Raw genomic sequence first — 5134 nt, forward strand, 5'->3', positions numbered from 1 at the left:
ATACCGAAGCAGCTTTCGTTGTCAAGGCTCGATTCTCTTCACTAAAAAGCCGTAGAAGAAAGAAGCTTTCCAACTCACTGACGTTGCCGCTCGGGCCGTGTCAGTGGAGGCGCATATTACCGCACCCCGTTGATTTGTCAATCGGCTATTTTCTAACCGTTTTCCAAATCGTTCTTCCTGGTCAGCAATCAACTTTCGTTTCGCTGTCCCGACGTATGTCGTGGAAGAGGAGCGCATTTTACGGAACTTCCATCAATGAACAACTGTGGTTATTACCTACAAGACATTGATCACATATAAGAAGCATCCGCCTTAATGCTTCAAGAAAGACAAACGCCGTACCGCTGGCAGCCTGAAGATAAGAAGTAAAACCAAAGCAAGTCCATAAAACAGTGGCTCTGTATAATCACTTTTCACCAACCACAGAAAGTGAATGACCGCCAGAATAGCAGCAACATAAACCAACCGATGTAATCGTCCCCACTGTTTACCCAGTCGTCTCATCATTTTCTTTGTAGATGTAATACCCAGGACAATAAGAATGGATAAGGCAAATGCACCTACAATTATATAAGAGCGCTTATAAAGGTCTTCTAACAGAGTCTGCCATTGCCAGGCCAGCATAAAAGCCAGATAAGCCATTAAGTGAAGTGCTGCGTAAAACAGAGAAAACAGCCCCAGCATACGCCGAAACCGTATCAACTTATTGACTCTGGTTATTCGCCTGACGGGGGAAATCGACAACGACAGCAGCAGGAAAATCAACGCCCACTCCCCTAACCCATGGGTCAGGGCATTAGCCGGGTCAGGCCCAAGATCGTTATCCAATACCTTTATAATCAGATCAGCCAGTGGAACAAGGCTCAGGGGAAAGACGACCAGCTTGATTTTTGCAACCAGATCCATCGGCACAGGCCCTTATTATTAATTAGTAAAAACGGCTCAAGTCGATACCTTTATATAGGTCCGCAACCTCTTCTGCATAACCATTAAACAGACGCGTCTTAATCCGGTTCGGGGATAACAATGTACCTGGCAGTCGTCGTTCATGCTTCTGACTCCAGCGAGGATGATCAACTGTCGGGTTTACATTGGCATAGAACCCATACTCCTCTGGAGCCAATGTTTCCCAGGTTGTTTTGGGCTGCTGCTCAGTCAGTCGGATTTTTACGATGGATTTAATACTTTTGAAACCATACTTCCAGGGCACCACCAGCCTGAATGGAGCCCCATTCTGATTTGGCAATACATCGCCGTATAGTCCGGTTGCCATTAACGTGAGCGGGTTCATGGCTTCATCAATTCTCAGGCTTTCCACATAGGGCCAGTCCAGAGAGCCAAAAGATGCTTTTTGACCAGACATCTGCTCAGGATCATACAGTGTCGTAAATTCAACAAAGCGAGCTTTTGAGGTGGGCTCAAATCGCTTCAAAATTTCAGCCAGGGGTATACCAATCCAGGGAATAACCATCGACCAGGCTTCAACACACCGGAGGCGATAGATTCTTTCCTCCATGGTGTGAGGCTTAAGAATATCTTCCAGACTATAACGCCCGGGCTTTGCCACTTCTCCCTCAATAACAACAGACCAGGGATCAGTTATAAGAGTATGAGCATTGCTGGCAGGATCTCCTTTGCCAGTACCAAACTCATAGAAGTTATTGTAGGTAGTGACATCTTTATAAGGAGTGAAAGATTCAGTGGTGGTATAGACTTTGGGCTTAAATCCGGCAACCTTCTGTTTTAGCCAGTCAGGCCCTTCCGGAGATGGAATACTATCTATTCGCGGACTTTTACTAACCGCTTCACCTTCCTGGGAGCATCCTGCCAATGCCAGTCCAAGACCAGCTAAAGCAAAACGCCCAGTCTGCTGAATAAAACGCCGCCGTTCATGGTAGACAGGTTCTGGCGTAATCTCACTACTGCATACATCCGATCGTTTTTTTATTTTCAGTAGCATGATAGCTCCTTATCAGATACTACTTTTATATGGCCAGTCGGGTGAGGTAATCACACAAATTGCCGAAATTATACTTTCATACTGCCAATTGATATTACAGAGCTCAAGCATCTACAACTGTCAGAAATAAAAAAAGCCAGCATTGCTGACTTTTTAAGATTAAAGATTGATTGTCTAGCCTTCCTCTTGCTCACTTTTACCATCACCCAGACGCCAGATCGCCGTAACCGGGCCAGAACAGGCATAAGCCAGAAAGATCAGTAGCAGTGTTCTTGGCGGATCCATAAATACCACGGCAAACGCCAGAACAATAGCCAGCAGGAAGACAAAATGCACCCGACCTTTCAGGTCAATCTTCTTGAAACTGTGATAGCGAAAATTACTGACCATTAATACGCCCGCACCACCCGTAATGAAGGCGCCCAGCAAAGCCACCAGCGTGGACTCACCATCAAAGCCAAAGTCACTCAGCGCCCATACCATGCCAATAACCAGGGCAGCGGCAGCAGGGCTGGCCAGGCCAGTAAAGTAGCGGCTATCTGTTGTTTCAATCTGGGCGTTAAAGCGGGCCAGACGTAACGCAGCACAGGCGGCATAGATAAACGCCACCATCCAGCCAAACTTGCCCAGATCATGCAGAGCCCAGCTGAAAGCCACCATGCCCGGAGCAACACCAAAAGTCACCATGTCGGCCAGGCTGTCATACTGCTCGCCAAACTTGCTCATGGTGTTGGTCATTCGGGCCACGCGCCCATCCAGACCATCCAGAATCATGGCCACAAATACGGCAACGCAGGCCTGACCGAAGTTTCCGGCCTGGGCAGCAATAATGGCGTAAAAACCGCAGAACAGGTTACCGGTGGTGAGCAGGTTAGGCAGCAGGTAAATGCCTTTGCGACGGATAGCCTGCCCTTCTTCCATTACCTCTTCTTCGTGCTCGTCGATGGGGAAAAAGCCATCAACAGCACCACGATTACTCTCCGGCTTTTCCATTTTCTCATTCATTGGCACATCTCTTGATTAAAACCGCAACGAGCGCAACATTCGTTGTTATGATCCAAGGCTCAAGCTGCCTTTATGCAAGTCCTAAACACAATACATCACCTTGGAGGCAGGGAAATGACTGTGTTATTGCGACCAAAAGACCAGCACAGGCCAAGCCTGGCAGGGCTTGTTGTGTTCGTTGCTTTTTATTTCAACGGCTCATCATTACAGAATCAGCGGCAGACTGTACCACGAATGCTTATCTTTCGGGATATAGTCAGGTCAATCATTAGGTTAGGGACCACCCCTGCTGACATCGCCTGCGCAGGGAAGACCAGAACTGTTCTGCCCCGGCATGGAGACGCACATCATTTCGATAAAGCTTTATTTCAACAGAACCCCAGTATTCCTGCCGCTTATCCGGGCCGACAAAATCCACTAGCTGCCCACTGTTCAGCTCATCAACGATGGCATAACCAGGCAGCCAGGCGATGCCACTCCCATTCAGAGCCATAACCTTCAATAAATTAGTCAGTGAAGATTCCATCACGGGTTGAAACCGGGGGAGATTATCAATGGCCCGAAGCAAACCGTTGACCTGCCGCCCCATAAAAGCAGCAGGGCTGTAACCCAGTATGGGAACAGGGTCAGACTGATCCAGTCGAAACAAAGGCAAGCCACGGGCGTCTGGCGCACAAACCGGTCGAAGTTCTGTTTTTCCAAGGGAGAGACAGATAAAGGGAGGTTGCATCAGTGCTTCAATATCGAAGGCCAGCAGGAAGTCACAGCGGCCCTCCTGAAGTGCTTCAACCGCAAGATCCACATCAATACTCTCAACCCGGCTTCTCAGAACATGACCATCATTACTCATGGTTTTTATCAGTTCTGGCAAAAGGGTCACTGAAAGGGAGTGAGCGGCAGCAAAATCCAGAGGTTGTGGCCCAACACCACTTTGGCCTTTCAGTTGATGCAGGCCATCTTCTATCTGTCGTAGAAGGTTTCGGGCCGTGGTATGGAACAGTCGCCCTTCCGGGGTCAGAGCCAAAGGCGTTGTGGCCCGGTCAATGAGCTCAACACCGAGAGACTGTTCAAGACTGCGTATACGACGACTAAACGCCGGTTGAGTAACATTACGACGCTGCGCTGCCCGGGAAAAGTTACGCAGCTCCGCTAAAGCCAGAAAATCTTCCAGCCATTTGGTTTCCAGGTTCATTAAGACTCAAAGCACATTGGTTAAAATAGCTATCCGCTATTCAAAATTGCCCTGAACCAGTAACTCACCTTCTGACGTGAACTACTCGCCCCTAAAGGACCCCTGGGACTCGAGAGCCTAAAGGCCTAAAAGCAATACTTTCTGGCACAGGTTCTGTAATAACGGTCTTCGTCACACTTTCCATTCCAGATAAACCGAGCGCAGCCCATCCACTGAGACAAAATAAGTTTTTGCCTGTCTGCTGGACTGGCCTTGAGTCGGATACCCTGGAGCATTTTTATATTGCTTGGTCACTTGGAAGGTTAATAGTAGTTGGATTTCGGTGATACGGATAACAAAAGAAAGTAGTCTCGGCTTGACCCACCCTTAAAGGGCGCGGGTTTGTGCCTCAGTCCCGATCAATCAAACCGGGGCCAACGATCGCTCCCTGCCTATCAATAATACGACAGATTCCAGGTAAAACCTGATCAACCTTATCTTCAATGGCAACGATCTTGCCAGCACAGACCAGAATGTCTTTTTTCCCAAGATACTCTGGCGAATACAACTCAGCATTTTTCAGCAACAGAAACATAATTCCCCCAGAAATCAAGCAACCATAAAGTGGAAAGCGCGATTAAGCCGCAATAGCCTGATAAGGGTCATGATGACCAGAATGGTCATAATCACTGTAATACCAGTCGACACAGGCCCTGGCTAACAAAGCTGTCGCATCGATACAGCGCTGTGGCTGTTCTCTGGCAGTTACAGCAAGACCAATAGGAATCTCGGTACAGCCCAGGATAACTGCCTCTGCACCGGCATCAATCAGGGTATTGAAGATCGCTTCCATGCCCTGCGCGCCCTGCTCAAGACGGTCAGCCTTAATGTCATAGATGGCCGTCATTACCTGTTGCTGACCGAGGTCGTCAGGAACCAGACACTGGCCGTTTATTTTCTGAATACGTTTTTTATAAATGTCAGCGGCTATGGTGGCA

General features: G+C 48.3%; 8 protein-coding genes. 1 reads left to right on the forward strand and 7 read right to left on the reverse strand.

Going from position 1 to position 5134, the window contains the following annotated elements; all coding sequences use genetic code 11:
* On the forward strand, positions 1–290 hold a 290-nt coding region (locus RM811_RS08950), incomplete at its 5' end, for a hypothetical protein (protein ID WP_402523094.1).
* A gap of 22 nt (positions 291–312) precedes the next feature.
* Here RM811_RS08950 and RM811_RS08955 read toward each other — a convergent pair.
* From RM811_RS08955 to RM811_RS08985, 7 genes are all read right to left on the reverse strand, one after another.
* Positions 313–906 (reverse strand): sulfite oxidase heme-binding subunit YedZ, encoded by a 594-nt coding sequence (locus RM811_RS08955; RefSeq protein ID WP_402523097.1) that lies wholly within the window; start codon positions 904–906, stop codon positions 313–315.
* A gap of 22 nt (positions 907–928) precedes the next feature.
* A complete protein-coding gene (msrP, locus tag RM811_RS08960; RefSeq protein ID WP_402523100.1) occupies positions 929–1960 on the reverse strand; it encodes a protein-methionine-sulfoxide reductase catalytic subunit MsrP in 1032 nt (343 codons plus the stop codon).
* Between the two features lie 174 nt (positions 1961–2134).
* Complete coding sequence (gene pssA / locus RM811_RS08965) at positions 2135–2965, reverse strand: CDP-diacylglycerol--serine O-phosphatidyltransferase (protein ID WP_402523102.1); 831 nt, start codon at positions 2963–2965, stop codon at positions 2135–2137.
* Positions 2966–3233: 268 nt separating this feature from the next.
* Entirely contained in the window at positions 3234–4157 is a 924-nt protein-coding gene (locus RM811_RS08970; RefSeq protein ID WP_402523104.1) for a LysR family transcriptional regulator, read from the reverse strand.
* A gap of 125 nt (positions 4158–4282) precedes the next feature.
* Entirely contained in the window at positions 4283–4432 is a 150-nt protein-coding gene (locus RM811_RS08975) for a helix-turn-helix domain-containing protein (RefSeq protein ID WP_402523106.1), read from the reverse strand.
* Between the two features lie 113 nt (positions 4433–4545).
* Positions 4546–4731, reverse strand: a complete 186-nt coding sequence (locus RM811_RS08980) for a hypothetical protein (protein WP_402523109.1) — start codon at positions 4729–4731, stop codon at positions 4546–4548.
* Between the two features lie 42 nt (positions 4732–4773).
* The coding region (locus tag RM811_RS08985) for an aspartate/glutamate racemase family protein (RefSeq protein ID WP_402523112.1) at positions 4774–5134 on the reverse strand (361 nt) is incomplete at its 5' end.

This window comes from Endozoicomonas sp., assembly GCF_031844845.1.
GTDB lineage: Bacteria > Pseudomonadota > Gammaproteobacteria > Pseudomonadales > Endozoicomonadaceae > Endozoicomonas.

Excerpts from the sequence above, each read along its gene's own strand:
- RM811_RS08955 (WP_402523097.1), bottom strand. The coding sequence starts at position 906 with ATGGATCTGGTTGCAAAAATCAAGCTGGTCGTCTTTCCCCTGAGCCTT.
- msrP (WP_402523100.1), bottom strand. The coding sequence starts at position 1,960 with ATGCTACTGAAAATAAAAAAACGATCGGATGTATGCAGTAGTGAGATT.
- pssA (WP_402523102.1), bottom strand. The coding sequence starts at position 2,965 with ATGAATGAGAAAATGGAAAAGCCGGAGAGTAATCGTGGTGCTGTTGAT.
- RM811_RS08970 (WP_402523104.1), bottom strand. The coding sequence starts at position 4,157 with ATGAACCTGGAAACCAAATGGCTGGAAGATTTTCTGGCTTTAGCGGAG.
- RM811_RS08975 (WP_402523106.1), bottom strand. The coding sequence starts at position 4,432 with ATGCTCCAGGGTATCCGACTCAAGGCCAGTCCAGCAGACAGGCAAAAA.
- RM811_RS08980 (WP_402523109.1), bottom strand. The coding sequence starts at position 4,731 with ATGTTTCTGTTGCTGAAAAATGCTGAGTTGTATTCGCCAGAGTATCTT.